This is a genomic window from Nocardia ignorata NBRC 108230 (assembly GCF_001612905.1).
Taxonomy (GTDB): Bacteria; Actinomycetota; Actinomycetes; order Mycobacteriales; family Mycobacteriaceae; genus Nocardia; species Nocardia ignorata.
Genome location: NZ_BDBI01000028.1, coordinates 157,080 through 180,295, shown reverse-complemented (window position 1 = coordinate 180,295; position 23,216 = coordinate 157,080). Strand labels below are relative to the sequence as shown.

At 67.7% G+C, this 23,216-nt stretch carries 21 protein-coding genes; 5 read left to right on the top strand and 16 right to left on the bottom strand.

Annotation, left to right across the window (positions count from 1 at the left end; all coding sequences use genetic code 11):
- Positions 1–24 precede the first annotated feature (24 nt).
- The gene (locus NI2_RS23605; RefSeq protein ID WP_084476688.1) at positions 25–1,119 is read left to right on the top strand and encodes a GGDEF domain-containing protein; all 1,095 of its coding nucleotides are present in this window, start codon (positions 25–27) and stop codon (positions 1,117–1,119) included.
- 42 nt (positions 1,120–1,161) lie between these two features.
- Here NI2_RS23605 and NI2_RS23600 read toward each other — a convergent pair whose 3' ends face one another.
- From NI2_RS23600 to NI2_RS23580, 5 genes are all read right to left on the bottom strand, one after another.
- Positions 1,162–2,280, bottom strand: coding sequence for a glycerate kinase (locus NI2_RS23600; protein WP_067494343.1), 1,119 nt, complete (start codon positions 2,278–2,280; stop codon positions 1,162–1,164).
- A 30-nt stretch (positions 2,281–2,310) separates the two neighbouring features.
- The gene (locus tag NI2_RS23595) at positions 2,311–3,108 is read right to left on the bottom strand and encodes an ABC transporter ATP-binding protein (RefSeq protein WP_067494340.1); all 798 of its coding nucleotides are present in this window, start codon (positions 3,106–3,108) and stop codon (positions 2,311–2,313) included.
- Between the two features lie 16 nt (positions 3,109–3,124).
- Complete coding sequence (locus tag NI2_RS23590; protein ID WP_067494337.1) at positions 3,125–4,165, bottom strand: ABC transporter substrate-binding protein; 1,041 nt, start codon at positions 4,163–4,165, stop codon at positions 3,125–3,127.
- A gap of 43 nt (positions 4,166–4,208) precedes the next feature.
- Complete coding sequence (locus NI2_RS23585) at positions 4,209–5,081, bottom strand: ABC transporter permease (RefSeq protein WP_067494334.1); 873 nt, start codon at positions 5,079–5,081, stop codon at positions 4,209–4,211.
- Positions 5,082–5,207: 126 nt separating this feature from the next.
- Entirely contained in the window at positions 5,208–6,242 is a 1,035-nt protein-coding gene (locus tag NI2_RS23580) for a LacI family DNA-binding transcriptional regulator (protein WP_067494330.1), read from the bottom strand.
- 172 nt (positions 6,243–6,414) lie between these two features.
- On the opposite strand from NI2_RS23580, the gene NI2_RS23575 reads away from it, so the two are divergent.
- Genes NI2_RS23575 through NI2_RS23565 form a run of 3 tightly spaced genes read left to right on the top strand, consistent with a single transcriptional unit; the run spans position 6,415 to position 9,634 of the window.
- A complete protein-coding gene (locus tag NI2_RS23575; protein WP_067494327.1) occupies positions 6,415–7,578 on the top strand; it encodes a Gfo/Idh/MocA family protein in 1,164 nt (387 codons plus the stop codon).
- Positions 7,575–8,765, top strand: coding sequence for a dihydrodipicolinate synthase family protein (locus NI2_RS23570; RefSeq protein WP_067494324.1), 1,191 nt, complete (start codon positions 7,575–7,577; stop codon positions 8,763–8,765). The genes NI2_RS23575 and NI2_RS23570 overlap by 4 nt, the downstream gene beginning before the upstream one ends.
- Positions 8,762–9,634: a sugar phosphate isomerase/epimerase family protein gene (locus NI2_RS23565; protein WP_067494321.1), complete on the top strand. Its 873-nt coding sequence runs from the start codon at positions 8,762–8,764 to the stop codon at positions 9,632–9,634. The genes NI2_RS23570 and NI2_RS23565 overlap by 4 nt, the downstream gene beginning before the upstream one ends.
- A 22-nt stretch (positions 9,635–9,656) precedes the next feature.
- Here the strand turns inward: NI2_RS23565 and NI2_RS23560 are convergent, their stop codons facing one another.
- The 4 genes from NI2_RS23560 to NI2_RS23545 form a co-directional block, all read right to left on the bottom strand.
- Complete coding sequence (locus tag NI2_RS23560; protein WP_133734220.1) at positions 9,657–10,670, bottom strand: hypothetical protein; 1,014 nt, start codon at positions 10,668–10,670, stop codon at positions 9,657–9,659.
- 28 nt (positions 10,671–10,698) lie between these two features.
- Positions 10,699–12,057: a flavin monoamine oxidase family protein gene (locus NI2_RS23555; protein WP_067494315.1), complete on the bottom strand. Its 1,359-nt coding sequence runs from the start codon at positions 12,055–12,057 to the stop codon at positions 10,699–10,701.
- A gap of 41 nt (positions 12,058–12,098) precedes the next feature.
- Complete coding sequence (locus tag NI2_RS23550; protein WP_067494312.1) at positions 12,099–12,794, bottom strand: transporter; 696 nt, start codon at positions 12,792–12,794, stop codon at positions 12,099–12,101.
- Between the two features lie 214 nt (positions 12,795–13,008).
- Positions 13,009–13,998 carry an NAD(P)H-dependent flavin oxidoreductase gene (locus NI2_RS23545; protein WP_067494472.1) on the bottom strand — a complete coding sequence of 330 codons (990 nt, stop codon included), beginning with the start codon at positions 13,996–13,998 and terminating at the stop codon, positions 13,009–13,011.
- Between the two features lie 90 nt (positions 13,999–14,088).
- On the opposite strand from NI2_RS23545, the gene NI2_RS23540 reads away from it, so the two are divergent.
- Positions 14,089–14,538 (top strand): MaoC family dehydratase, encoded by a 450-nt coding sequence (locus NI2_RS23540; protein WP_243750095.1) that lies wholly within the window; start codon positions 14,089–14,091, stop codon positions 14,536–14,538.
- A gap of 69 nt (positions 14,539–14,607) precedes the next feature.
- Here NI2_RS23540 and NI2_RS23535 read toward each other — a convergent pair whose 3' ends face one another.
- The 7 genes from NI2_RS23535 to NI2_RS23505 are packed head-to-tail and all read right to left on the bottom strand — an operon-like array spanning position 14,608 to position 22,971.
- On the bottom strand, positions 14,608–15,906 hold the full coding sequence (locus NI2_RS23535) for an NAD(P)/FAD-dependent oxidoreductase (protein WP_067494305.1): 1,299 nt from the start codon (positions 15,904–15,906) through the stop codon (positions 14,608–14,610).
- Positions 15,907–15,911: 5 nt separating this feature from the next.
- Entirely contained in the window at positions 15,912–16,286 is a 375-nt protein-coding gene (gene kal / locus NI2_RS23530; protein ID WP_067494302.1) for a 3-aminobutyryl-CoA ammonia lyase, read from the bottom strand.
- A complete protein-coding gene (locus tag NI2_RS23525) occupies positions 16,283–17,947 on the bottom strand; it encodes a flavin-containing monooxygenase (RefSeq protein ID WP_067494298.1) in 1,665 nt (554 codons plus the stop codon). The genes kal and NI2_RS23525 overlap by 4 nt, the downstream gene beginning before the upstream one ends.
- A 30-nt stretch (positions 17,948–17,977) precedes the next feature.
- On the bottom strand, positions 17,978–19,435 hold the full coding sequence (locus tag NI2_RS23520) for an aldehyde dehydrogenase family protein (RefSeq protein WP_067494295.1): 1,458 nt from the start codon (positions 19,433–19,435) through the stop codon (positions 17,978–17,980).
- Between the two features lie 29 nt (positions 19,436–19,464).
- Positions 19,465–20,559 carry a Zn-dependent alcohol dehydrogenase gene (locus tag NI2_RS23515; protein WP_067494292.1) on the bottom strand — a complete coding sequence of 365 codons (1,095 nt, stop codon included), beginning with the start codon at positions 20,557–20,559 and terminating at the stop codon, positions 19,465–19,467.
- Positions 20,556–21,353: an enoyl-CoA hydratase/isomerase family protein gene (locus NI2_RS23510; protein ID WP_067494289.1), complete on the bottom strand. Its 798-nt coding sequence runs from the start codon at positions 21,351–21,353 to the stop codon at positions 20,556–20,558. The genes NI2_RS23515 and NI2_RS23510 overlap by 4 nt, the downstream gene beginning before the upstream one ends.
- A 10-nt stretch (positions 21,354–21,363) precedes the next feature.
- The gene (locus NI2_RS23505; protein ID WP_067494287.1) at positions 21,364–22,971 is read right to left on the bottom strand and encodes a class I adenylate-forming enzyme family protein; all 1,608 of its coding nucleotides are present in this window, start codon (positions 22,969–22,971) and stop codon (positions 21,364–21,366) included.
- Positions 22,972–23,216 lie beyond the last annotated feature (245 nt).

The window sequence follows — 23,216 nt, the reverse complement described above, 5'->3', positions numbered from 1 at the left end:
GCCGTCGAGTCCAAGGGTGAGTCGATGAGTGACGGTACGACGCTGCGGTCCTGGTGGAAGGACCCGGTCGACTACCGCTGGCTGGTGCGTACCCTCGCCGTTCGCTCGGCGCTGCTGCCGCTGAAGGTGCTGATGGGCACTGCCGGTGCGGGGATCGCGGTCATGGGTCTGGTGATCGCGGGCACGCCCGCGGGGCCGCCCGTCGCGGCGTCCGTTGTCGGAGTTCTGGCGGGCGCGCTGTGGGCCGCGCGCTGGTGGCTGCTGCCGTGGCCCGGCAGAACGGAGTCGCTGGTCCTGATCGCCTGCGCCGATCTGCTGTTCACGATCGAGTTCCTCCAGGTGCACAACCGACTGTTCGGCGCCATGGGTGCCGTCCTGCTGCTGGCGACCGGCAGTTATCTGAGTTTCTTCCACAGCGCACGGGCCGTGGCCGCGCATTCGGCCTGGTCGGTGCTGTCGGTGGTGGTGTTGTCCGTGCGGATCGCGACGGGCGGGGACGGTGTCACCCTCGCGGTCGCGGTGGGTCTGCTGCTGGCGACGGTGATCACCGCGGTGCCCGCGTTCCAGCTGCTCTACTGGCTGCTGCGCATCGAGTCGCTCTCGGATCCCCTCACCGAACTGCTCAACCGGCGAGGGCTCGAGAACCGGCTCCCCCAGCTCGTCGAGGACCATCGCGCCGTCTGCGTCATCTCCTTCGACCTGGACCGGTTCAAGGGCGTCAACGACACCTGGGGTCACCGCATCGGCGACATCGTGCTGATGCGAACCGCCCGGCGTCTGCGCGAGGCCGCCCCGGATTCGGCGGTGGTGGCGCGGACCGGCGGCGAGGAATTCGTCGTGGCCGTTCCGATCGCGGCGGCAGGCGCCCGCGACGTCGCCGAACACCTCCGTCGGGTGGTCGCCGCGCCCTCGGATACCGCGGTGGGCGTGACGGCCAGCATCGGCGTCGCGGTCTTCGACGCGACGGTCTGCCCGCAGTGCCCGCGCCCCACCCCCGACCGCTTGCTGCAATCCGCCGACGCGGCGATGTACCGGGCCAAACAGTCCGGTGGAAACCTGGTCGTCCTCGACGACCTCACCCGGCCACCCGGGCACTCCCACACGCCGGAGGGGGAATGAACCGGGAGTTGCAGCTGCCGAGCGCGGCGCGAACCACGGTGATCAGCCGGAAATCGCTGGAATGCGGCCGATCTCGCGGCCGATCCGGGTGAGAAGTCGGCTGGTCAGGTCCGGGTCGTCGGCGGTGTTCGAGTCGGTGTAGTCGCTCAGAGAGTAGACGGCCGTGAAACCGGCTCGGTGCCAATGGTCGCGGGGCAGGGTGTTGCGTCCGGCGACCGCCACCACGGGGGTGGGGTGGGCTCGGGCAGCCAGAACCGCGGGGAGTTTTCCGTGGGCGGTCTGCTCGTCGATGCTGCCCTCGCCGGTGATAACCAGGTCGATATCGGGCAGGTGGCGGTCGAATTCGAGCAGTTCGAGAAAGAACTCGGCGCCGGAGACGATGGTGCCGCCGAGCAGCAGGGCGGCGAAGCCGATCCCACCCGCGCTGCCCGCACCGGACGCGGCCGCGACAGTCGCCGCGTCCGGATAGCCGCTGCGGACGAAGGCGCGGACCAGTTTGCGCAGCCCGTCGTCGAGGAACCGGACGTCGGACTCGGTGGCGCCCTTCTGCGGGCCGTACACGACGGCCGCACCGTCCGGCCCGAGCAAGGGGTTGGTGACATCACTCGCGACCACGATGTCCACCTCGCTCAACCGGACCGCCCGCGACGAGTCGACTGTGTGGACGCGGGCCAGACTCCGCCCACACGCGCGCAATCGCTGTCCGCTCGCGTCGGCGAAGGTGACGCCGAGCGCGGCGAGCATCCCCATCCCACCGTCGGTGCAGGCGCTGCCGCCGAGCGCGAGCACCAGGCGTCGCGGCCGGTGCCGCAATGCCTGCGAGATCGCTTGTCCCACACCGAGACTGCTCGCGTCCAGCGGCAGCTTCCGGCCGTTCGGCAGGGTGGCGAGACCGCAGGTGTTCGCGACCTCGACCACCGCGCTGCCGTCGCCGACGGCGATCCGCGCGTACCTCGGGGTTCCCGACGCCCCGGCCACCGTCACCGGATGCGGCGTGAAACCGGCCGCGACCGCCGCGTCGACGCTCCCGTCGCCGCCGTCGGCCATCGGCATCCGCAGGCTGTCGATCCCCGCCTCCGCCAAGCCGTCGGCGAGGCGGTCGGCCACATCGGCCGCGGTGAGGCTTCCTTTGAATTTGTCCGGGGCGAGGAGAACCCTCACGCGGTCGACGTCCTTTCTGCGGTCCGGATCTCAGTCCGCTTGCGCCACCGCGCCGAGCAGTTCCCGGACCCGGTTGGCGACGGTGATGAATTCCGGCGTCTCCATCGTCGTGGCGTACTCGCGGTGCGCGGGCAGGTCGACGTCGAGCAATTCGATGATCTTGCCCGGCCGTGGACTCATCACCACGACCCGATTGGCGAGATAGACGGCCTCGGCCACCGAATGCGTGACCAGCAGGACAGTGGTGCCCGTCTCCCGCCAGATGCGGTGCAACTCGACGTTCATCCGTTCCCGGGTGAGCGCGTCGAGCGCGCCGAACGGCTCGTCCATCAGCAGCACTTCCGGTCGATGCAACAGGGCTCGGCACAGCGAAACCCGTTGCTGCATACCACCGGAGAGTTCGTGCGGCAGTGCGTTCTCGAAGCCGCCGAGCCCGGTCATCTCGATGAGCCGATCACATTCGGCGGCCGCTGCGCGCTTGTCCATGCCGCGCATCTCCGCCTGCAGCAGGATGTTCTTGCGTACGGTTCGCCATTCCAGCAGCGCGGCACGCTGGAATACGTAGCCGATATCGCGCTGCGGCCCCCGCACGGAGGCGCCGCCGAGTTCGACGCTGCCCCCGCTCGGGTCGGTGAGGCCCGCGACGACTTTCAGCAGCGTCGACTTGCCGCAACCGGACGGGCCGACGATCGACACGAACTCGCCGCGACCGACGTGGAGGTCGACATCGTGCAGTGCGGTGACCTCGCCGCGATTGGACGAGAACCTCACGGTCAGCCCGTCTACGGCGACCGCGGTGCCGGTGCGGGTGTCGGTGGGTGTGCTCATTTCGTCACCTGTTCCGTCACGGCCGGCTGGTCGGGGTGAATTTGGAGTCCCAGTACTTGGCCGGGTCCTCTGCCTTCTCGAGGAGCTTCGCGTTGCTGAGCACCTCGACGGTGGCACGCCAGTTCGCCTCGGCATTGGTTCCGGGCGCCTTGCCGACGGTTTCCGGGGTGGTGAGCAGCGGGATGGTCTGCTGCCACTGCTGCAGCAGCACCGGCTGCGGCGGCAGTTGCGGGTCCTTGCCTTCCATCGCGGCGACCGCGGCCTCGGGCTTCGCCGCCGCTGCGGCGAAGGCCTCGCTGGTCGCGTCGACCATGGCCTGCACCAGTTTGGGCGAGGAGTCGATCGTGGCCTGGTTCGCGATCAGGCCGTTGCTGAAGAAGTTGAGTCCCTGCTCCGAATACCGCAGGTAGCGCACCTCTTTGCCGCTCTTGTTCGCGATGGTCGGACCTTGGTCGTGCGCGAAGCCGATCAGCCCGTCGACGCGGCCCGAGAGCATCGCCGACATCTTGCCCGCGGAGTCGAGACTCTGCTGGGTGACCTGATCGGCGGGTACACCCGCCTTGTCGAGATAGACCGGGAAGGTGGTGGTCGGTGCGTCGCCCGCGGAGACGGCGATGGTCTTGCCCACCAGATCGGCCGGAGTCCGGATATTCGAATCGGCGAACACCTGCACCGCCGACGGCGTGGTCTGCAGGAAGACGCCGACGCTCTTGACCTTGACGCCCTTGTCGATATTGCTGAGGACGGCGGGCGTATCGGCCCAGCCGAAGTCGGTCTGCTTGGAACCGGTGGCCTGCGTGGTCTTCGTCGACCCCTGGCCGGCCGAGATCTTCAGATCGATGCCGTGCTTGGCGAAAATGCCTTCCTGCACTCCGTAATAGAACGGGGCGTGCTCGCCGTAGGGGTACCAATTGAGCATCAGCGACACCGGGGTGGTCTTCCCGTCGGTGCCGGGCTCCTTGGCCTCGGTGCCGCCGCCTCCGCAGCCGGTCAAGACCAGCACCGATGCCACCGCGGCGGCCCCGATGGACGTGAGTGTGCGTGTTCGGAATTTCATGCGAGTTCTCCAGCTGTGGCGCGAATACGATGGTTCGGCATGCTCAAGCCGCCCCGACGACCGAGGCCGTGGATCGACGGGAGGCGTGCCAGGGAATGAGGAACTGTTCGGCGATCTCGATGATCGCGAACAGGATGATGCCGAGCAGCGACATGATGATCAGGGCCGCGAACAGCATTGCGGTGTCGATGTTTCCGTTGGCCTGCAGAATCACATAACCCAGACCTTCGTTGGCGCCGACGAATTCGCCGACGACGGCACCGGTGACCGCGAGGGTGGCGGCGATCTTGAGCCCGGACATCAGCTGCGGCAGCGACGCCGGGAAACGCACCTTCACAAACGTCTTCCAATTGCTCGCGCCCATGGTGGAGGTGAGTTCGAGGATCTCCGGGTCGACCGAGCGCAGGCCGGCCATACCGGAGATGACGATCGGGAAGAACGCCATCAGCACGGCGACGAGAATCTTGGGGCTGGTGCCGAAGCCCAGCCAGACGATGAACAGCGGGGCGATGGCGATTTTCGGGATGACCTGCGCGAAAAGGATGAGCGGGTACATCGTTCGCTCGACGCCACGCGAATAGATCATCACCAGGGCGACGGCTTCGCCGATCAGCGCGGCGATGATGAAGCCGACCACCGTTTCGTAGGTGGTGACCCAGGTGTTCTCGAGCAGGTACGCCGAGTTGTCGACGGTGGTGCGCCAGGTATCGGCGGGCGACGGCAGGATGTAGGGCTCGACGAGCTCGAATTTCGTGACGGCCCACCAGGCGACGACGAGCACCGCCACCAGGGCGAGTGGCCGCCAGACGGTCGACCAGAGACCGGCCGGGGATGGAAGCTTTCGGCGCCGGGGGCGAACGGGTTGCGCCGCTTTCGGTGCGGGGGAACCGGCCTCGACGGACGTGACTACCGCCATCTGGAGTCCTAAAGCTAGTGGTGGAGCGGGATTCGAACTGCACCCGCTGGGAATGCGCTTTCCGAAGCTGGATCCGAGGCTAGTGTGACCCGACCCACAGTGTCAAGGGTTTCGAATCGGGCCAGGTCAGGGTCGGTGCAAAACGCTGCTGTCGCGCAGGATCACCCGGCCGGGCACGAATTCGTGTGCGCGCGAGGACGTTGCGGTGTCGTCGAGCGCGAGCGCGACGGCCCGTTCGCCGATGTCCACCAGCGACAGCGCCACCGTCGAGAGCCCTGGTACGTGGTCACGCAGGGTGGGAATGTCGTCGAAACCGGCGACGCAGACATCGTCGGGCACCGCCAAGCCGAGCTCGCGCCAGGCCGCGATCGCCCCGATCGCCATCACGTCGCTCACGGCGAAGACGCAGGGCGGGACCGCCTGCCCGTGGCGCAGATCCAAGGCCGCGGCGAGGCGGCGCGCCGCGCTGAAACCACCGTCGCGGGAGAAGTCTCCCGCGATCTCCACCAGCGGTGTCACACCCTGCGAGGCGAGTGCCTCGACGAAGCCGTTGCGCCGGTCGACGGCGGTCCTGATGTGACCGGGCCCGCCGATCACCGCGAAGTCGCGATGCCCCTGACCGAGCAGCGCGTGCGCCAGTTCCGCTGATGCGGCATAGTTTTCGGGCTCGACGGCGGCACCGAAGGACAGCGGTTGCCCGACGACGACCACCTTGCCGTTGTTGTCCAGATACCGCGCGCACTCCTTCTCGAGATCGCGGTCGAGATCGCCGCTCTGGCGCGAACCCGCGAGGATGATCGCGTCGGCGCGGTGCGAGATGAACGTGCTCACCGATTCGCGCTCGATGTCGAAATCGCGTTGCGTGCTGGCCAGCAGGACGAGCTTGCCCGCCCGGCGCGCCGCCGTCTGCACCCCCTGCACGATCGAGGAGAAGTAGGGGTCGGCGATGTCGTGCACGACGAGTCCGATCAGCCCGGTCGAGGACCGCGCCAGGGCCTGGGCCTGGGCATTCGGCACATAGCCGAGCTCGGCGGCGGCGGCGCGGACCCGGTCGGCCACGCCTTCGCCGGGCACCCGTGACGACCCGTTGAGCACACGGGAGGCGGTCGCCTGGGAGACGCCCGCCCGGATCGCGACGTCTTGCAATCTCACAGCCGCCATGACTTCTCGTTCCCTCGGTTCGGGGTGGGGTTGACCGGACTCGGTGACTTAGCATAGCTTGGAAAGCGCATTCCGAGCTGACTTGTCCATCGCCGTGTGCGGAGTTTGTCCGCACCGTCCGCGACCCATTCTGCGGGTCGTCAGCCACGCAAATCAGAAGAGGCACAGAACAATGCCCGATTCCACTCCCCCGCGCACGCTCCGCATCGCCATGAACGGCGTCACCGGGCGCATGGGCTACCGCCAGCACCTCGTGCGCTCGATCCTGCGGATCCGCGACGCGGGCGGACTCCTGCTCCCGGACGGCAGCCGCGTCCAGGTGGAGCCCGTCCTCGTGGGCCGCAATGCCGCCAAGCTGGCCGAACTCGCGGCACAGCACGGTATCGCCGAATGGAGCACCGATGCCGCCGCCGTCATCACGGACCCGTCCGTCGACATCTACTTCGACGCACAGGTCACGTCCCGGCGCGCCGAGGCGCTCGCGGCGGCGATGAAGGCGGGCAAGCACGTGTTCACCGAGAAGCCGACCGCCGAAACACTCACCGAGGCGGTAGAACTCGCCAGGGTCGCCGCGGACGCGGGCGTCACCGCGGGTGTCGTGCACGACAAGCTCTATCTGCCCGGCCTGGTCAAATTGCGCAGGCTGGTCGACGAGGGCTTCTTCGGACGGATCCTGTCGTTGCGTGGCGAATTCGGCTACTGGGTCTTCGAAGGTGACGGTCAGCCCGCCCAGCGTCCCAGCTGGAACTACCGCGCCGAGGACGGCGGCGGCATCGTCGTCGACATGTTCTGCCACTGGAACTACGTGCTCGAGGGGTTGCTCGGCAAGGTCGAGGCGGTCACCGCGAAGGCGACGACCCATATCCCCACCCGGTGGGACGAGCAGGGCAAGCCGTACGACGCCACCGCCGACGATGCCGCCTACGGCATCTTCGAGATGGCGAACGGTGTTGTCGCGCAGATCAATTCGTCGTGGGCGGTGCGCGTGTATCGCGACGAGCTCGTCGAGTTCCAGATCGACGGCACGCACGGTTCGGCCGTGGCCGGATTGCGCAAATGCGTCGCGCAGCACCGCTCGCATACGCCCAAACCCGTGTGGAACCCGGATCTTCCGGCCACCGAACCGTTCCGCGAGCAATGGCTCGAGGTGCCGGCGAACGCCGATCTGGACAACGGCTTCAAGTTGCAGTGGGAGGAGTTCCTCGCCGACGTGGTGAACGAGCGGCCGCACCGCTACGGGCTGCTCTCCGCCGCGCGCGGGGTTCAGCTCGCCGAACTGGGCCTGCGCAGCTCCGCCGAAGGCCGCCGCATCGAGATTCCGGAGGTCACGCTGTGACCGCGGCCCCGACCGATGTGTCGGTGCTGCTGCCCGCCGGTGACCGGCTCGAACGGTACGTCCTCGGCGCTCCGGGCCCGTGGACGCGGCCGACCGAGCCGATCACCTCGCGGGTGGCTTTCGCTGCGGCGCACGTTATTCCGCGTGCCACGGCCGACAACACGCCGGGCGCGCCCGTGACGATCGACTGGGACGCGACGCTGGCCTACCGGCACGAGCTGTGGTCCTACGGGCTCGGTGTCGCCGATGCCATGGACACCGCGCAGCGCGGGATGGGCCTCGACTGGCGGACCACCGCCGAATTGATCCGGCGTTCCGGCGGCGAGGCCGCTTCCACCGGGGGCAGGCTCGCCTGCGGTGCCGGCACCGATCAGCTGGACCTCGCCGGCCTGCCCGCCGGATCGACCGGGCTCACCAGGATCGTCGACGCCTACCGTGAGCAGATCGACGTGGTGACCGAGGCGGGCGCGCAGGTGATCGTGATGGCTTCGCGGGCTCTCGTGCGGGTCGCGGAGTCGGCGGCCGACTATGTGGACGTCTACGAGCGGTTGCTGGCGGGTGTGGACCGGCCGGTGATCCTGCACTGGCTCGGCACCATGTTCGACCCCGCGCTGCACGGTTATTGGGGTAGCGACGATATCGCCACCGCCACCGCGACTTTCCGGACGCTCATCGAGAACAACCGGTCGAAGATCGACGGCGTCAAGGTCTCGCTGCTGGATGCCGGACACGAGATCGCGCTGCGGCGTGCCTTGCCGCCGGGGGTCCGGCTCTACACCGGTGACGATTTCAACTATCCCGAGCTCATCGTCGGTGACACGCAAGGACATTCGGACGCGCTGCTCGGCATCTTCGCGGCGATCTATCCGGCCGCGTCGACCGCGCTGCAAGAACTCGACAACGGCAACGTGGCGCGGGCATCCGAAATACTCCGCAACACACAGGAACTCGGACGGCACATCTTCGCGGCGCCCACGTACTACTACAAGACCGGGATCGCGTTCCTGTCGTGGCTCAACGGTCGTCAGCCCGGCTTCTCCATGGTCGGCGGGTTGTCCACGGGCCGTTCCGTCCCGCACCTTGCCGAGCTGTTCCGGCTCGCCGACCGGGCCGGGCTGCTGGCGGACCCCGAACTGGCCGCGCACCGCATGCGGCTGTACCTCGAACTGAACGGACTCGGATCATGACATCGGTTGTCGCGCAGCAGGTCCCATACGACTCGGCCGCTCCGTACCGGTCGCTGTCGCTGAACACCGCGACGACCAAGCGGTGGACCCTGGCCGAGGCGGTGGACGGTGCGGCAAGGGCCGGACTCGGCGCGATCGGGCTGTGGCGGGATCGGGTCGACGAGGTCGGGGCCACCACCGCGGCGAAGATCGTGGCCGATGCGGGTCTGCGCGTCTCCAGCCTGTGCCGCGGCGGCTTCCTGACCGGGAGGGAGGACGGACCGGCCGCGCTCGACGACAACCGTCGTGCGATCGACGACGCGGCGACGCTCGGCACGCGGGAACTGGTGATGGTGATGGGCGGGATCCCCGATCGGGATCTCGCCGGTGCCCGGGCACGGGTCGAGGAGCGGCTCGCGCTCCTGGTTCCCTACGCCGCCGAACGCGGCGTACGCCTGGCGCTGGAACCGCTGCACCCCATGTTCTGTGCCGATCGAGCCGTGATTTCCACACTGGCGCAGGCACTCTCGATGGCCGAACCGCATCCGGCGGAGACCGTGGGCGTTGTGGTCGACACCTTCCATCTCTGGTGGGACCCGACCCTGGCGGACCAGATCGCGCAGGCCGGTGCGGCCGGGCGGATCAGCTCGTACCAGGTGTGCGACTGGCTCAACCCGATGGCCGCTGACCCGCTGCTGTCGCGGGGCATGATGGGCGACGGCGTCATCGACTTCGCGACCATCGGCCGCTGGGTCCGCGGCGCCGGGTACCGCGGCGACGTGGAAGTCGAGATCTTCAACGCCACGGTGTGGTCCAGCGACGGCCACGAGGTGATCGAGACGATGAAGCGGCGGTACCGGGAGCTGGTACTGCCGTCTCTCATAGGCTGAGGTCACCCCGGCCACGGTGCTGTCAGAGTTGACGGCCACCCCATCGGACTATGCGCCAGAACTTCTTTCGCGCCCGCCGGCCATGGGCTGCTCGCCCGTGGCCGTCATGTCCGGACAGGTGACGGATGAGGTCGGCACGCTCGGCAGCGGAGATTTCCGGGTGTGCGAGGGCGCAAGCCACGGCGTCGTGTGCGTAGTAGGGACGTCTCCTGTCGTAGGCACTTCGTGCCGCGTCGAGGACCTGCGCGGGAGGGTAGTGCCCTGTCGATGTCAGGCATAGGCGGGCGAGTTTCGTGATCGGGCTGGGGAACAGGCCGTGGGAGACGGTGTCGCCTGGCATGCCTTCGGCGAGTGTGACCAGACCGGCGAGCATCCGTGGGCTGTCGGGAGTAGGGATATCGACGGGGGGTGGAAAATCACGGGCCAAGTAGGTCGAGACGGCCCATGCACCGTCCGTCGAGTCGAAAGCCGCATGCACCGCCTCGAGAAGGTCCGGTCGCCTCAGCCGGGCCGCGCACAGCAATTGCGCATCGGGCACCTCGCGCAGGACATGGCTCAGTCGCCGCGTGTCCGAAACCGAGATTTTGCCCAGTGCGGCGAGAGAGTCGGTGGACCCGGCGTATTCGACATCGCGAGGCCGAATACCGGAGAACACGGTGCGCAGGACGGAGTCCGACAGCAACTCCATCGGTACCGGCCCGAAGAACGCCACGAGCCGGATAACAGCTTCTTCCACTGGGATTCGGACTGCCGACGCCATCGGGAGAAGGGCGATCACATCACCGAGCGCGGCCGTGAGCCGCATTCGCGAAAACTCCGGCAGGACTTCGTGGATCGTATATGTGTAGGCATACCGGGAGTGGACATGGCGGCTGATGCCGAGCAGGTCGCCCACCAGCTGCTCGTGGTCGATGTGGCCACCGATCACGAGCTGCCGCCACGCCTGGTACGAGGCATACCGCCGATGTTCGATGAAGTCCGGTGGGCGAGGATCCTTGCGGAAGAGCTCGGCTTCAGAATCCGCCCGGCCGGTCATGACCATGGAGGATAAGCCAACTCCTCCGCTACCGCGCGCGACCGAGGCTTGCCAGTACCGCCTGTGCCGATCGTTCACCCGAGGTGGCCGCGTCGGCCAGGGACGGGACATCGAGCTGGTAGTCGCCGGCCAGATAGATGGCGCCGAGTGGGTCGCGCAGGGTGGGGAGGGTCTTGCGCCTGCCGGGTGCCCAGAACGGCACGACCCGGCGGTGCCTGCGCAGAATGCCCTCCCCCAGCTTGTCTTCCAGCTCGGGCAGCACGGTGAGCAGGTCGTTTCGGAAGCGGGACACGATCTCCTCGTCGGGCAGGTCGAGCAACGCGTCGGCCTTGCTGCCACCGGCGAAACAAGCCAGGGCACCGCCCGGTTTGCGGTCGTCACCGGTACGCAGCGCCGCGGCGTGATTGAACACCGCCTGGAACGACAGCTGCGGCGCCGAGATGCCGAAGTACTTGTCCCACCGTTGTGGGCCGACCTCGTCGGTGAAGAAGCCGACCACGACATAGCGGCCGTAGGTGATGTCATTGAACGCGTTGCGGTACTGCTGGGGCAGGTCGGGGATGATCCGCTCGGTGATATCGGCCGGGGTGGTCACGATCGCCCGGCGGGCCCGAAGTCGCGCCGGGCGATCGCCGTCGAGATAGTCGACGACCACGCCGTCACCATCGCGACGCACCGTGTGTACCACCGCGTTGCGCCGGATGCGTGCACCGAGGTCCTCGGTGAGGACATCGGTCAGTGTCTGGTTGCCGCCCGAGGGCAGCGAGAAGTTCGGCACCTTCTCCGGGTCGGTGAGTGCGATGCCCACCGAGTACACGAACTGCGCGGCCGCGGTCTCCTCCGGATCGCATCCCATCCACTGCGCCGACCACGACCGGACGATCGTGGCGGCCAGTTCCGAGCGGACGCCGTTCAGCAGATACGACGCCAGCCTGGACTCGAGCCTCGCGCGGACACGTTGAGCGAAGCGGCTCTGCGATTCGAGGAAGGGCGCGGCCGAGAGGATGCGCGCGCCGACGATGGCCAGCCCGATCCGATCCATCATGGTCATGCGGGTGCGGAACATGAGTGCCAGCGGATTCGAGGTGTCGACCGTCGAACCGTTCAGGTGCAGCGCGATGCTCTTGCCCGCGAGCGAGCCCATCTCGATGTTGTGCCGCTCCAGCGCGTCGATCAGTGTGCCGGTGCCCTCGGTGAACTGGGTGCCGAGGTTGATCCAGTAGTCGCCCTGACGGACGGTTTCGACGCGCCCGCCCGTGCGATCGGTGGACTCGAGCACGACCACCTCGGCCGCGGGCGCCAAAGTGGTCGCCGCCGTCAAACCCGCCATTCCGGCGCCGATGACGACAACCTCAGTGGTTTCTTCTCGAATATTCTGCGTTGCCATATCGGCTCCTGACTGTGGATCGTTCGAAGGAATGACTCTGGTTACGCCGTCACGGTGGCGTCGCCGGTCACCGCGGGAGCGGCGACACGCTTGTTGTAGGCGTCGAATGCCCGGTAAGCGCGGTAGTACACGAACATCTGCAGACCCCACGACGACAGCGCCAAGATGTAGAAGATCGTGTGCTCGGCGTCGTCACCGGGGATCTTGACGAAGTCATAGGTTGCCGCGATCAGGAAACCGCATGCGGTCGCGATGGCCGACCACACGGCGTGTCGACGCTCCCCGATCTGCCACAGCCGCTTGACGAAGTAGGCGAGGAAGATCGTGGTGAGCACGTTGGCCACGATGAAGAAGATCGCGGCAGGCAGACCGATGGTGTCCTGGTATCCGAGCAGCAGCAGCCCGGCCACGCCCGCGAGCGCGAACGCGCCGATGTCCACCGCCGCCGACGGCTTGTACCGGTGGGTCACCTGCATGAGCCCGAGTACCAGGATCAGCGTGATACCGACCGATCGGGAGAAGGCGTCCAAATAGGCCGCGCCGGTATACATCGGGCTGTCGTGGCCCGCTTTGAGCAGACCGTAGATCAGGAAATTCGTCCCCGAGGTCGCCACGATGATCCACTCGATACCGAGCAGATAATTCTTGTAGTTCCGGATGAATTTGATGCCGTAGGTGAAACCGACGGCGATCATCCAGATGTCCGCGACCGCGAAAAGCAGTTCCTTGATGGACATGATCTTCTCCTTGAAAGTGCCACCCGCCGACCAGCGGCAATGGGGTCTTTTCTGCCGAGCGATCGAGGATCGGTAGCCGTTTCGCTCCGGCAAGACGTATGGGTCCGGCATCCGACCGTCGAGCGGGATATGCGCGCAGCCCCGACACTGAGGTCGGAATGTGATGCCAGTCATAACGCTACAGCGAGTGGGTCATATGATCAAGGCGTTTGACTCACAATTTTCCACCGCCGAGCTGATCGGGCAGCGTCGAGGTGATGATCTGCCGCGCCTCGGCGAGGATGGTGTCGACCACGTCCTGGCAGCTGCCGATGTCGTGGATCAACCCCTGGGCCTGGCTCGCCCACCACAGTCCACCGTCGACATCGCCGTCGCCGTACACGCGCTCGCGGGCGCGAGCACCGCTGGCCAGGTGGGCGATGTCGTCGAAGGTCGCGCCGGGCTCGCGGGAGACCGCGGCGATCTCCTCAGACACCGCGTTGCGGGCCACCCGGGCGGAGTTGTGGAACTCGCGGAACACGATGACCGTGTCGCGTTCGCTGTTGTCGACGATCTGCCGCTTGACGTTGTCGTGGATGGGCGCCTCGGTGGTCGCCATGAACCGCGTGCCCATGTTCACCGCGCACGCGCCGAGGGCGAGGGCCGCGACAAGCCCTGCCCCGGTGGCGATTCCGCCGCTGGCGATGATCGGAACGGTCAGCGCCCGTGCGGCGGCGGGGATCAGCACCAGACCGGGGACATCGTCCTCACCGGGGTGTCCCGCACATTCGAAACCGTCGATGCTCACCGCGTCGACACCGAGCTGCTGAGCCTTGAGCGCGTGGCGAACGGTGACCGCCTTGTGGATCACCTTCACCCCCGCCGCCTTGAAGGTGGGCAGGTGCGGCTGCGGGTTACCGCCGGCGGTTTCGACGATGGTGATGCCGCTCTCGACGATCGCGTCGCGATATTCGTCGTAGGGCACCGGCCTGATGGTCGGCAGGATCGTCAGATTCACACCGAAAGGCTTGTCGGTGAGGTCACGACAGCGGTCGATCTCCTTGACCAGCGCCTCCGGCGTGGGCTGAGTGAGCGCGGTGAGAAATCCGAGGGCACCGGCATTGGCCACAGCGCCGATCAAGTCCGCCGTGCCGACGGCCGTCATGCCGCCACAGACGAGGGGGTGCTCGATACCGAACGTTTCCGTGAAGGTGTTGGTGAACATGTACATCCTGACCGAATCGTAGTCATTTGTCTAAGTCATGTGACTATGATCGTGGGTCAAGAACCACTCTTTGTCAATGAGGAGCATCCAGTGACCACCAACGCTCTCTGGCTGGACGACATCGCCGTCGGCGATCGGTTCCGCACCGCCACCTACGACCTCGGGGCCGACGCCATCGTCGACTTCGCCACCGAGTGGGACCCCCAACCGTTCCATCTCGGCGAGGACAGCGCGAAGGACACCTTCTTCGGAGGCCTGGCGGCCAGCGGCTGGCACACCGCCGCGATCACCATGCGCCTGTTGGTCACCACGGGGCTGCCGTTGGCCACCGGCATCATCGGCGCTTCCATCGAACTGGCCTGGCCGTCACCGACCCGGCCGGGGGACCGCTTGCACGTCGAACTGGAGGTGACCGATGTGCGACCTTCCCGGTCCGATCCCCGCCGCGGGTTCATCACCGCGACCTACGACACGCTCAACCAGCACGGCGAGGTCCGCCAGCACACCACCGCCCGGTTGCTGGCCTTCAGCCGGCCCTGAAAGTCGACCGCGCACCACGCGCCTGCCGCCGACGAAGAGTGCCTTCGCCGACGGCAGCGCGAGCGCGGTTCACTTCCGGAGCGAGGCCCAGCGGTCGACGGTGCGATCGGCGAGCCAACCGAGGTACAGCGCGGGGTTGTTGACGAAGCTGGGCCAGAACCGTTCGCCGCCGTGCCAGATCGCTTCGAGGTCCTCGTGCCGCGGTGCGCCGGTGACATGGTCGGCCAGCAGGTGTCCCACGTATTGCGCCTGGGCGAAGCCGTGGCCGTTGCAGGCCGCCGAGTACAGCACGTTCTCGGAGGCCTCGCCTGCGGCGGGCAGCCAGGTGGAGCTCATGCCGATCCAGCCACCCCAGGCCCGCACCGGCTCGATGTCGCGCAGGCCGGGGAAGCGGTCGTGGAAGCCACGGACGAGATCGTCGACGACCTGCGGCGCGGGAGTACGGGTCGGCAGCGGGTTGCGACCTGCCTGGATACGGCGGGTGCCGAACGCGATGGTGCCGCGCGGGGTGACGCGATAACTCTCCAGGATCATGTGCAGGGTGACCAGCGGCGCCCTGCTGGTCCAGCCGATCTCGTCGAGCCGCTCGGGCGGGATCGGTTCGGTTTCGACCAGCGAGGTCCACACCGGGGTCGCGAGGTGTTTCGGTGCGATGGACAGGCTGTTGCTGGCGGCGTTGGTGGTGAGCAGCGCCTTGCGTGCCCTGACCTTTCCGTGCGGGGTTTCGACGGTGACCCGGTCACCGGTATCGACGACGTCGACCGCCGGAGTGGACTCATAGACCCGCACACCGGCGGCGATCGTCGCGGCGCGCAGACCGAGGGCGAACTTGCCCGGGTCGACCGTGCCGCCCACGCCTTCACGGATACCACCGAGGAAGCCCTCCGGCAGCCCAGCCTCGGGACCATCGACGAATTCGCCCGACGATCCGGCCGCGGCCAGGACCTTCGCGTTGCGGCGGGCGTGCCGCAACTGCCCCTTCGACACCGCGGCCATCACGATGCCTTCCTGCTTGTAATCACAGTCGATCGCGTGGTGCTCGATCGCGTCCTCGGCGAAATGCACCGCGTGCTCGGCGTAGCGGTACAGCTCGCGCAACCGCTCGCGCTTCAGCAGGAACCCCAGCAGTTCGGGATCGGCGGCGACCGAGTTCGTGATGTAGCCCGCGTTGCGGGAGGTGGCGCCCCAGCCGAGGGTTTTCGCCTCGAGCAGCACCACGTCCACACCCTTGTCGGCGAGGCGCAGGGCCGCCGACATACCGCCGCCACCGCCACCGATCACCACGACGTCGCAGTCGATGTCACCGGTGAGCGATGGTTCGACCGTGGTGGGTTGTTCGGACCAACCGGTATCGTCGATCAATTCCATGGCGCCTACTCCGTTCCGTCCGCGGGGATGACCGCGGTACCGCGAGCGCGTACCGCGACCAGGGGTGGGTCGAGGACCTGGGCCCGGCCGGTGTCGTCGGAGCCGCGGCAGATCACCCGGAGCTCGAAATCGACCGTGCGGCTGCGGTTTCCCTTCTTCACCAGGGTTGCTTCGGCCTCGACGACATCGCCACCACGGACCGGGGCGAGGAATTCCACCGACGAGTAGCCGGCGAACAACCCCTCATGGCCGTCCATTTCGATCGCGAGATTGGTGCCGACATCGCCGAAGAGCTTCAAGGCGTAGGCACCGTCGACGAGGTTACCGGCGTAGTGGGCGTCGGAGAAGGCGACATACCGCCGGTGGACCGCGCTGCTCATGCGATCTCCTCGTGAATCGGGCCGACTGTGCGCGACGTCGCTTCGCCGTCGATCGCGACGCCGGGATAGCCCCGCTTGGCGATCTCGGTGCACATGCGGCGGTACTTGCCGACCCCGCCCAGGTAGCCCATGAAGGTGTTGGGCTTGCCCTCGACGTTCGAGCCCCGATACCAGGAGTCGGTGGTGGCGTACAGCGTCTGGGACACGGTCCACTCGGTGATGTCGACCCACTCCTGCTGGGCCTCGGGGGTGGCTTCGATCTGCGTCGCGCCGGTGTCGCGGGCGTGTTCGATCAGGTCGGCGATCCAGTCGACGGCCTGCTCGATGGTCACCACCACATTGCTGGCGAGCGCGGGACTCAGCGGGCCGCCGACCATGAAGAAGTTGGGGAAGTCGGCCGCCATGATTCCGAGGTAGGAGCGGATACCGTCACTCCACGCTTCCTGCAGTTTCTTGCCGGACGCACCGGTCAGGTCGAGCCCGTAGAGCGGGCCGGTGAAGGCGTCGAACCCGATCGCGAGCACGATGGCGTCCACCTCGTAGGTGCCGTTCGAGGTGACGATCGCGTTCTCGGTCATCGTCTCGATCGACTCTTCACGCAGTGAAACAAGCGACACGTTCGGCCGGTTGTAGGTCTCGTAGTAGTCCGTGCCGAAGACGCTGCGCTTGGCGCCGAGCGGGTGGTACTTGGGGACCAGCCGTTCCGCGGTGACCGGGTCTTTCACGATCTCGCGGATCTTGTCGTGGATGAACTCCGAGGCGGTCCGGTTCGCTTCCTCGTCGAACAGCAGGTCGGCGAATTCCGCGCCGACGCCGAGGAACCCGCTGCGCTCGTAGGCCGCCTCGTACCGTCGCTTGCGCTCGGAGTCCGAGACATCGAAGGCCCGGTCGGTGACGGGGCGATCGGGAATGCCACCGGGCGAGTGCCTGCACTCCTCCCGAATCGCCACATAGTTGTCCTTGACGGCGGCGACCTGGTCGGGGGCGAGTTCGGCGTTGCGGGCGGGCATCACGTAGTTCGGGGTGCGCTGGAACACCGTGAGGTGTTCGGCGACCTCGGCGATCAGCGGAATCGCCTGCACGCCGGAGGATCCCGTGCCGATCACGGCGACGCGCTTGCCCGCGAGGTCGTCGAGGGAGATGTTCCACCGGCTCGTCGACACCTTCAGCCCGGTGAAGTTCGACAGGCCGGGCACGTCGAAGTCCTTCGGCGTCGACAGGCCGCCCGCACCCGAGATCAGATAGCGGCTGCGCCGGATCTCACCGTTGTCGAGCCGCACCTCCCAGAGCCGATCGGCGGCGTTCCAGGTGGAGGCGACCACGCGGGTGTTGAAGGTGAAGTGCTTGCGCAGGTCGAAGCGGTCGGCGACATGCTCGATGTAGCTGAGGATCTCGGCCTGCGGGGCGAAGCGCTGGCTCCACGTCCACTCCTGCTGGAGTGCCTCGTCGAAGGAGTAGGAGTAGTAGATGCTCTCGACGTCACAGCGTGCGCCCGGGTAAGTGTTCCAGAACCAGGTGCCGCCGACGCTGGGTCCGGCTTCGAATCCGGCGAAGGTCCAGCCCGCTGTGGTCAGCCGGTGGGCGAGGTACATGCCGGTGAAGCCGGCGCCGACACCGATGACGTCGACAACCTCGTGGTCGGTGGTTGAGGTGGAGTTCATGGCAGTGGCCGCTTTCGTTGTGGGAGTCGATTACAGGGGGAGATCGGGGGAATCGACGCCGACAACGCGGTCGCCGCAGAACACCCGGACGGACTCACCGGGGGCGTGCCCGCCGATTCCCGAAGTGCCCCAGAAGCTTTGGGCCGATCCGTCGGCCAGATCGGCGACCTTGGCGCCGTTGACGCGCACCTCACCGGACAGGATTCGCGAGCCGACATCGACGGCGCGGTCCAGGTCGCCGCCGAACACGTAGGCGTCGAGCCCCGACGGGTCGGCGTTGGCCACGCGCAGCGCGTCCTCGTCGGACTCCACGGCGTGCAGGCTGATCAGCGGGCCGAACAGTTCGGCGGTCGCCAGCGACGCGTCGACGCCCGTCGCGACGGTCGGCGACAGGAAGAAGCCGCCGAGGTCGGGGAGCTTCGCGGGCTGGTGGATGGTCGCGCCATGGGTGCGAAGCCCTTCGATCCGGCGCTGCAGCGTCGCGAAGTGCGGGGCGTTGGAGATGGGGCCGAGTTCGGTGCTCTCGTCGAGCGAGTTGCCGATCTCGATGTGGGCGATCCGGTCCAGCAGCGCTTGGAGCAGCGGTTCGACCAGGCTCTTGTGCGCGAGCACCTTGCCGGGGCCCTCGCACCACTGACCGTTGAGCTTGGTCATCCCGTCGAGGATGCCGTCGGCGGCCACGTCGATGTCGGCGTCGTCGAGCACCAGGGCCGGATTGTTGCCGCCGAGCTCGAGCTGGAGCACCTTGAAGTCCTCGGCCGCCGCGCGGGCGATCGCCCGGCCGGCGTTCGGGCCGCCGGTGAAGGAGACGATCTTCACGCGCGGGTCGCCGGTGACGGCCGCGCCGACGTCACCGGCACCGTGCAGCAGCTGCAACGCACCGGCGGGCAGTCCGGCCTCGACGAAGCTCTCGACGATGATCTGAGCGCTGCTCGGCGCGTGTTCGGACGGCTTGAGGATCACCGGGCAGCCGGCGGCCAGGGCGCTCACCATCTTCGCGGCGGGAATGAAACTCGGGCCGTTCCACGGGGTGAGGATGGCGGCTGGGCCCCACGGGACCTTGTACAGCCGAACGTCCCGGCCACCGGCCTCGAGCGCGGTGCGACGCGGGATGGTCCGCAGATCCGCGGCCGTCGAACGGATCCGGTGCGGCAGGAACTGGGCGACCATCCGGGCTTTGGCGATCGGGACACCGCTGGTGAGAGCGTCGGTGCGGGCGATGTCCTCGATGCGGGACTCGACGATGTCGGCCGCGCGCTCGATGATCTCGGCGCGTTCGTCGCTCGCCGCGTCGTCCCAGCGTTCGAAACCGTAGGACCGCTCGGCATGGCGCAGTGCGCGTTCCACGTCCGCAGGGGTGGTGGTGACGGCGCGGTGCACCGGCAGGCCGGTGTTGGGGTCGAGGTTCCAGGCGTCGGGAATCGTCGCGCACTCGGACCACTCGTCGGCGATGTAGTTGATCGGTTGGGGCAGTTGGGGATTCGTCATCAGGTGCTCCTTCGGTGCGCGAACAGGTCTCAGACAGTGAGGTCGGCGACGATGCGGGTGACTTCGCCGGACTTCATCGCCTCGAAGCCCTTGTCGATGTCGTGGAACGGGATGACATCGCTGACCATCTCGTCGAGCAGCAGCCGCCCCTGCTGGTACAGGCGGGCGAACTGGGCGATGTCCTCCTGCGCCTGTCCCGACCCCATGTAGGAACCGATGAGACGCTTCTCGGAGAAGAAGAAATTCCAGGCGGGCAGCTTCAGGTCGGTGCCGTCGGGAGCGATACCGACCAGGCACGCGGTGCCGGTGGGGCGCAGCACCTCGAGGGCGGTGGCCGCGGTCCGCGCGCTGCCGACGGCTTCGAAGGAGTAGTCCACGCCGTCCCCGAGCAGGTTCTGGATCTCGGCGGCCACGTCGGCCGCGCCGTTCACGACGTGGGTGGCGCCGTAGGTCCTGGCGGCGGCGAGGCGGGCTTCGTCGAGGTCGACGGCGACGATCGCCGAGGCACCGGCCAGCCGTGCGCCCTGGATGATGGCCGAACCCACACCGCCGCAACCGATCACGGCGACAGTGGAGCCGGGGCGCACTTCGGCACCACGGAACACGGCGCCGACACCGGTGATGATGCAGCACGAGAGCAGGCAGCCCACGTGCAGACCCACCTCGTCGGCCACCTTCACCAGCGCGTTCTCGCGCATCAGGGTGTGCCGGGAGAACGCGCCGACATCGCCGAGGCGATGGACGACCCGCCCGTCGGGCAGCTGGAAGGCGGGCCGGGGCCGCTGCCGGATCTGGGTGACGCGCTGACATTGGGTCGAGTGACCGACCTGGCAGTTACGGCACTGCCCGCACGAAGGCGTGAGAGCGCCGACGACGCGATCGCCGGGACGCAGCGTGGTCACCGCCGAGCCGACCGACTCGACCACGCCCGCCACCTCGTGCCCGACCACCACGGGCAGGTCGGCGCCGACGGTTCCGGTCATATAGTGCAGGTCGCTGTGGCACAGACCGACATTCGAGACCGCGAGGCGGATCTCGTTGGGCTCCGGTTCGTCGACCAGGATCTCGGTGAACTCCAGCGGTTCACCGACCGCCGTGAGGACAGCTGCTTCGGTGGTGATCATGATCGGCTCCGATCTCGGTTGCTCTGCGCGGGCGCCGGGGACGCCGCGTTCTTCGATGTCCAGAAACCCTCGATGCCCTCGCTGAAGGCGCCGGACTCCCAGGCCTGGCGGGCGGCGTCGTCCTCGCGGGCGAACGCGGCCTCGATCTCGGCGGGCAGTGGACGCAGCAGGCCCAGGTGCAATGCCGTGATGCGGGGATCGGAGTTCCACTGGCGGGCCACCTCGACGGCGCGGTCGACCAGCGTCTCCGGGGCGACGATCTCGTCGAGCAAACCGATGCGCAGCGCCTCCTCGGCGGCGACTCGCTGCGAGCCGAGAACGATGCGCATCGCGTGGTTGCGGACCAGCCTGCCCATCAGGAAGCTCGAGGCGTTGGAGATGATGATGCCGCGGTGGTTCTCCGGCTGGAAGTATTCGGCGGCCGTGCTGCCGATCCGCCCGTCACACGACAGCGTGATCTCCGAGGCGCCGCCGACGGCGATCCCGTTCACCGCCGCGATCACCGGGACCTTGGTCTCGAAAATCGCGCGGGTGATGTCGTGGAAGGTCGAGACCGCCTCGCGAATCTCCTCGTACGTGGATGGAACCGCCTGCAGGTCCTCCCCTGCGGAGAAGGCCCGGCCGGTGCCGGTGAGCACGATCCCGCGCACCAGGTCGCCGGTGCCGAAGTGGCGGATGGTCTGCGCGAGCAGCACCCGGGTGGCCACATCGAGCACGTTCAGCTTCGCTGGACGGTTCAGCGTGAGCACCGCGACGTCGTCGTCGATGCGTACGTCCAGATAGTTGTCGGTCATGTCCGGCTCCTCAGTCGCGCGGTGGTTGCAGGTCGTAGGTGGTGCCGGGGTTCTCGGCGGCGCGTGCCTTCAGCGCGGGTTTGGACACCCGCTCGGACGGGGTGCGCGGGAAGTCGGCGACGAATTCCACGTAGCGCGGAAGTTTGAAGCGCGCCAACTGATTTCGTGCGTCGTCGAGGATGCGCTGCGCGGTCTCGCGGCTCTCCGCGACGCCGGGCGCCAGCTGCACGAAGGCCTTGACCTCCTCGCCGAACAACTCGTCCGGTACCCCGACGACGGCGGTGGCGACAACGCTGTCGTCGCGTTCGAGCACGCGTTCGACCTCGGCGCTGGCGATGTTCTCCCCGCCCCGGCGGACCATGTCCTTGAGCCTGCCGACCAGGCGGTAGCTGCCTTCCTCGCGGACCGCGACATCGCCGGTGTGCAACCAGCCGTCACGCAGCACCTGGGCGGTGTCCTCGGGCCGGTTCCAGTAACCGAGCATCATCGGTTTGCCGGAGGTGACGAGTTCGCCGGATTCGCCCTCGCCGACTTCGCGGCCGTGCGGGTCGATCACCCGGACCTGCTTGGTCGGCACCGGACGACCGAGCCGCCCGCTGCCGACGTCCTCGGTGGATTCGGGCAGACTGACCAGGTCGACGCCGCTCTCGGTCATCCCGAAGATCTCCCGCCACGGCGCGCCCCACCGCTGTTCGAGCTCGGCGTGCAGTGCTGCGGGAACGGCCGAGCACAGCACGATGCGCAGGTCGTTGTCGCGGTCCTGCGGGGTCGGCGCCTGCTTGTACAGCAGTGTCGGCATCGAACCGAGGACGTAGCAGAAGGTGGCCCGGTGCCTGCGGACATCGGCCATGAAGCCCGACGCGGAGAACCGGGGAAGCACCACCAGCGGCGCACCGATCGTCAGGCACAGTGCGGTGTTCCACTGCGGGTCCATGTAGGAGAACGGTTGTGAGGTGAGCGCCACGTCGTCGGGGCCGAGGTCGGCCGCGTTCGAGCAGACCCAGCCCAGCCGGGTCCAGTAGTCGTGGGTGAGCATGCACGCCTTGGGGAATCCGGTCGTGCCCGAGGTGTATTGGAGGTTGGCGAGCGTCTCGCCGGTGATGTCGAGTACCGGACGGGCCGCCGGGAGGTGCGCGAGTTCGCCGACCGCGGGCACGTCGATGATGCGGACGTCGGCCAGGTCCTCGGCGCCGGTGCGAACCTCTTCGACCAGGGCCCGGTGCTCGTCGTCGGTGAAGATCAGTCGCGCACCCGAATCGCGGAGCACGAATTCCAGGTCCGCCCGCTGATACGACGAGTTCACCGGGACCGTGACACCGCCGGCGCCGAGGATCGACAGCCAGGCCACCGGCCACTCGACGACGTTGGGGAGCATGATCGCCACCCGGTCGCCGGGGCGGACGCCGTCTTCGGCGACCAGTCGCCGCGCCAGGCGCGAGGTCCAGTCGTCGATCTCGCCGAACGTCCACGTGCCTGCCGTGAAGCGGAGGAACTCACGCTCGGGCGAGCGCGCGGCCTGGTCCGCCAGGAGATCGACGAGGGTGTCGACGGGTGGGTCCATGGCCAGGCGAGCGAGCGTGATCTCACGTTCGGGATGGACCGATTCGACTCGGGTCATGTCGTCCTCTTCGCGGTTGGCAGGTGATAGGTCGTCGGTCGACCTGCAGCCGGCCGGGTTTGCGGCCGAGCGCGGCGGGCGCGCCGTCACGGGTGTTTTCGATGGGCCTGGATCGCCGGTGGGTGTGGCCACTGGTCGGTGGGAATGTGAGGCCTGCCATAACGGTAGCCGGAGTGGGTCATTTGATCAAGGCATATGACCATCTTTTCTTCGCGACAGGCGCGGTCGCACGTGAGTGATGCGCT

Bases quoted from the DNA above. Each gene is read 5' to 3' on its own strand.
- NI2_RS23605 (WP_084476688.1), top strand. From the start codon at position 25: ATGAGTGACGGTACGACGCTGCGGTCCTGGTGGAAGGACCCGGTCGAC.
- NI2_RS23595 (WP_067494340.1), bottom strand. From the start codon at position 3,108: ATGAGCACACCCACCGACACCCGCACCGGCACCGCGGTCGCCGTAGAC.
- NI2_RS23590 (WP_067494337.1), bottom strand. From the start codon at position 4,165: ATGAAATTCCGAACACGCACACTCACGTCCATCGGGGCCGCCGCGGTG.
- NI2_RS23585 (WP_067494334.1), bottom strand. From the start codon at position 5,081: ATGGCGGTAGTCACGTCCGTCGAGGCCGGTTCCCCCGCACCGAAAGCG.
- NI2_RS23580 (WP_067494330.1), bottom strand. From the start codon at position 6,242: ATGGCGGCTGTGAGATTGCAAGACGTCGCGATCCGGGCGGGCGTCTCC.
- NI2_RS23575 (WP_067494327.1), top strand. From the start codon at position 6,415: ATGCCCGATTCCACTCCCCCGCGCACGCTCCGCATCGCCATGAACGGC.
- NI2_RS23565 (WP_067494321.1), top strand. From the start codon at position 8,762: ATGACATCGGTTGTCGCGCAGCAGGTCCCATACGACTCGGCCGCTCCG.
- NI2_RS23560 (WP_133734220.1), bottom strand. From the start codon at position 10,670: ATGACCGGCCGGGCGGATTCTGAAGCCGAGCTCTTCCGCAAGGATCCT.
- NI2_RS23555 (WP_067494315.1), bottom strand. From the start codon at position 12,057: ATGGCAACGCAGAATATTCGAGAAGAAACCACTGAGGTTGTCGTCATC.
- NI2_RS23550 (WP_067494312.1), bottom strand. From the start codon at position 12,794: ATGTCCATCAAGGAACTGCTTTTCGCGGTCGCGGACATCTGGATGATC.
- NI2_RS23545 (WP_067494472.1), bottom strand. From the start codon at position 13,998: ATGTTCACCAACACCTTCACGGAAACGTTCGGTATCGAGCACCCCCTC.
- NI2_RS23535 (WP_067494305.1), bottom strand. From the start codon at position 15,906: ATGGAATTGATCGACGATACCGGTTGGTCCGAACAACCCACCACGGTC.
- kal (WP_067494302.1), bottom strand. From the start codon at position 16,286: ATGAGCAGCGCGGTCCACCGGCGGTATGTCGCCTTCTCCGACGCCCAC.
- NI2_RS23525 (WP_067494298.1), bottom strand. From the start codon at position 17,947: ATGAACTCCACCTCAACCACCGACCACGAGGTTGTCGACGTCATCGGT.
- NI2_RS23520 (WP_067494295.1), bottom strand. From the start codon at position 19,435: ATGACGAATCCCCAACTGCCCCAACCGATCAACTACATCGCCGACGAG.
- NI2_RS23515 (WP_067494292.1), bottom strand. From the start codon at position 20,559: ATGATCACCACCGAAGCAGCTGTCCTCACGGCGGTCGGTGAACCGCTG.
- NI2_RS23510 (WP_067494289.1), bottom strand. From the start codon at position 21,353: ATGACCGACAACTATCTGGACGTACGCATCGACGACGACGTCGCGGTG.
- NI2_RS23505 (WP_067494287.1), bottom strand. From the start codon at position 22,971: ATGACCCGAGTCGAATCGGTCCATCCCGAACGTGAGATCACGCTCGCT.